The following is a 3,558-nucleotide window of genomic DNA, read 5'->3' on the forward strand; positions in this document are numbered from 1 at the left end:
AGTGCGGTATTCTCGTACAATCTTCTGGTCATGGCACGGCTGCAGGAGGCTTGAGTTTACGTCGTCATGCTTAACAGAGTTTGGAAAGCAACTGAGTATAGAGGACAAGTCTGCTCTCAAACAGGGGGATTCTACTGAAAATAACGCTTTAACCATTGGTTGACTGAATATCATTCTGACGCTCTGGGAATCCCACAGGGATCGGGATTCTTTTCACCCCACCCGGACCCGAAAAGCAGGGGTTTCCGGATGAGAACTAATTAACATGTGGATGATGCGATCATGGTCAAGCCCGACGCGACTTTTTACCCACTAAATGGGAGAAGAACCTAATTAACTAACCCCACCGTCGCCATTTCCCCGCCTTCCAGAATTTCGTTGAAACCCCATGTTCTTTTGTGTATATTCCATATCCGGTTGTTCACATTCGATTCTGGGAGCATCATTTCTCTGTCTGTTCAGGGTTGAAAGTCTGGAAATGGCTGTTCACGTTCAGAGCTATCGCCGGCAAGTCGGGTTTTTTGCCTGGTTCCTGCACAGGGTCACCGGGGTACTCCTCTCGCTCTATCTGATCTTTCACGTTTGGGTTGTGAGGACCGTAAGCCATGGGCCTGCCGGATTTAATCAGGTCATGGCAGCCGTGCAAACTCCGATGTTCATCCTCTTCGAGGTGGGCCTTTTGGGCACGGTTCTTTATCACTCCCTGAACGGCCTACGGCTCCTCCTCATTGATACCGGATGGGGTATCCGCCATCAGAAGGGGCTCTTCTTTCTCTTCCTCGGGGTTGGGATGGCCCTCCTCGTGATCGGCGCCTTTCCTATACTGCGTCTCTTGAATGCGACGTTTATTTATTGAGAGGTTGCCAAGGACGGCTTATGAAATTTGATGTCGGAAGGCAGCCGGGCGGGATATATCTCTGGTTCTTCCAGCGTCTCTCCGCGTTATTTCTCCTGGTCCTGCTTCTTGCCCATTTTTATTTTCTGCACTATGCGGAGCCAGGTTTTGTAACCTATGACAAGGTCGCGGCCCGTCTTTCGTCGCCTTCCTGGAAGGTCCTGGATATCTCCTTCCTGACCCTGGCCGTGTTCCATGCCATCAACGGTCTTTGGACCGTGGTGCTCGAATATGTACACACACAAACGGCCCAACGGTTGCTGTTGTTTGTGCTCCTTGGCATAGGATGGATATTTTTAGGTATCGGCGTATTCTCAGTTGGAATATTTACGGTCAAACCGTAGGTTTTATCAAGGTTGTCCTATGTCATCTTCTTCTCCATTCCCCGTGCACCGTCATGATGTTTTGATCCTGGGCGCCGGAGGCGCCGGGCTCAGAGCGGCCCTTGAAATCGGAGACGCTGCGGATGTGGCCGTGATCAGCAAGGTCTTTCCCACCCGCTCCCATACCGTGACCGCACAAGGGGGTGTGGCGGCTGCCCTTGGGAATGTTGATGAAGACTCCTGGGAACATCACATGTTCGACACGGTCAAGGGCGGGGACTACCTTGGAGATCAGGATGCCGTTGAAATCCTCTGCCGGGAGGCCCCCGGGACCGTTTATGAACTTGAGCATATGGGTGTTCCTTTCAGCCGTCTAAAAGACGGCCGGATCTCCCAGCGCCCTTTCGGCGGGCATTCGGCCGTGAGGGCCTGCCACGCCGCGGACCGGACCGGCCATGTGATTCTCCATACCCTATATGAGCACTGTCTGCGCAAGAACGTCCGGTTCTACCAGGAATTTTTTGTCATCTCGCTGATCCTCGATGCCGGCCGGATACAGGGGCTCGCGGCTTGGGACATCCTGAAGGGAGGGGTTCACGTATTTCATGCCAAGGCCGTGCTTTTGGCCGCCGGGGGGTATGGACGCATCTACAAGACCACGTCCAACGCCTTATCCAACACAGGCGATGGAATGGTCATGGCCTACGAGACCGGAGTTCCTCTCGAGGATATGGAGTTTGTGCAGTTTCACCCCACGGGGATCTATAAACTGGGGATCCTGATCACCGAAGCGGCAAGAGGCGAAGGGGGGATTCTGATCAACCGGGATGGGGAACGCTTCATGGAAAGATATGCCCCCTCCATGAAGGATATCGCACCGAGGGATGTGGTCTCCAGGGCCATCTATACGGAGATCCGGAATAAAAGGGGGATCGCCGGCAAGGATTACGTCTACCTGGATCTCCGTCACCTGGGGAAGAAGAAGATCCTTGAAAAACTCCCCGAGATCCACAGCTTCGTCCAGACGTACCTCGGGACCGATGCGGTCCGAGAGCCCATTCCGGTCCAGCCCACGTGCCATTATGCCATGGGCGGACTCCCCACGGATGTGAATGGCCGTGTGGTGATGGATGATCAGGAGACCCTGCTCCCGGGCCTCTATGCGGCCGGAGAATGTGCCTGTGTATCCGTGCATGGGGCCAACCGTCTGGGGTGCAATTCCCTGCTCGACATCCTGGTCTTCGGCAAAAGAGCCGGAGAGCAGATCCTCAAAGACATCCGGGGGATCGGGATTCCGGAACCGCCGGATAAGACGGCGCAGGAGGTTCGCATCCGGGTGGAAGACCTCCTGGAAGGATCGGGGAACGAGGCCGCCGCCGGGATTCGTGAAAGACTTCAGGAGATGATGATGGTCCGCTGTTCCGTATTCCGGAATGAGAAACTGCTCATGGAAGCAAAGAACGAATTGAAAAAGCTGAAACTTCGCTATGCCGCTGTTCAAATCATGGACCACGGCAGACTCTGTAATACCGATCTTGTGGAGGCCCTGGAACTTGGGAATCTCCTCCAACTGGCCGAAACCATCTTGGAAGGAGCCCTGGCCAGGACCGAAAGCCGGGGCGCGCATTCCCGTGAGGATTTTCCGATTCGGGATGATGCCGGTTTTTTAAAACATACCTTGGCCCGGAAAGGCCCGGAAGGCCCGATCGTTTCATACAAGCCGGTCCGGATCACGCGTTACCAGCCCATGGAGAGGACTTACTGAGATGGAAAGACGTTTCAGGATCCTTCGTTTCAATCCGTTATATGATGTGAAGCCTCATTACCAGGACTACAGGATCAAGGTGCAGCCTTTCTGGTCGGTTCTCGACTGTCTGAATGAAATCAAGTGGAAACTCGACGGGAGCCTCTCCTTCCGCCGTTCCTGCGCCCATGGGGTCTGCGGCTCTGATGCCATGATGATCAACGGAAGGAACCGGCTTGCCTGCCGGACCCTGATCCGCGACCTGAAACCGTCCCGGGTCATCCGGGTGGAACCGCTGAAGAGCTTTCCTGTGATCAAGGACCTGTTCGTGGACACAGATGAATTTTTCCAAAGGAATCTCGCGGTCAAACCCTGGTTTGTGAACCAGACCCCCCCGCCGGAGCGGGAGAGGCTTCAGAGCCCCAAACAACGGGCAAGGATCGATGATTCGACAAAGTGCATCCTCTGCGCATCGTGCACATCGTCCTGCCCGACCTTCTGGTTTGACAAGGCCTACCTGGGACCGGCGGCCCTGCTCAAGGCGCACCGGTTCGTCTTTGACTCTCGAGATGAGGCCCAGGCGGAGAGGCTTGCCA

The 3,558-nt window shown here is 55.0% G+C and carries 4 protein-coding genes; all 4 read left to right on the forward strand.

Features of this window, described 5'->3' with window-relative positions:
* The first annotated feature begins 478 nt into the window (after window positions 1-478).
* Complete coding sequence (locus AUK29_06695; GenBank protein ID OIP63387.1) at window positions 479-856, forward strand: succinate dehydrogenase, cytochrome b556 subunit; 378 nt, start codon at window positions 479-481, stop codon at window positions 854-856.
* 20 nt (window positions 857-876) lie between these two features.
* Window positions 877-1,239, forward strand: coding sequence for a succinate dehydrogenase, hydrophobic membrane anchor protein (locus tag AUK29_06700; protein ID OIP63385.1), 363 nt, complete (start codon window positions 877-879; stop codon window positions 1,237-1,239).
* A 67-nt stretch (window positions 1,240-1,306) separates the two neighbouring features.
* A complete protein-coding gene (locus tag AUK29_06705; GenBank protein OIP63388.1) occupies window positions 1,307-2,983 on the forward strand; it encodes a succinate dehydrogenase flavoprotein subunit in 1,677 nt (558 codons plus the stop codon).
* Window position 2,984: 1 nt separating this feature from the next.
* On the forward strand, window positions 2,985-3,558 hold a 574-nt coding region (locus AUK29_06710), incomplete at its 3' end, for a succinate dehydrogenase iron-sulfur subunit (GenBank protein ID OIP63386.1).

The sequence above is a fragment of the Nitrospirae bacterium CG2_30_53_67 genome (genome assembly GCA_001873285.1).
Classification (GTDB): domain Bacteria; phylum CG2-30-53-67; class CG2-30-53-67; order CG2-30-53-67; family CG2-30-53-67; genus CG2-30-53-67.

Coding starts and splice junctions, on each gene's coding strand:
- AUK29_06695 (OIP63387.1), top strand. CDS start 479: ATGGCTGTTCACGTTCAGAGCTATCGCCGGCAAGTCGGGTTTTTTGCC.
- AUK29_06700 (OIP63385.1), top strand. CDS start 877: ATGAAATTTGATGTCGGAAGGCAGCCGGGCGGGATATATCTCTGGTTC.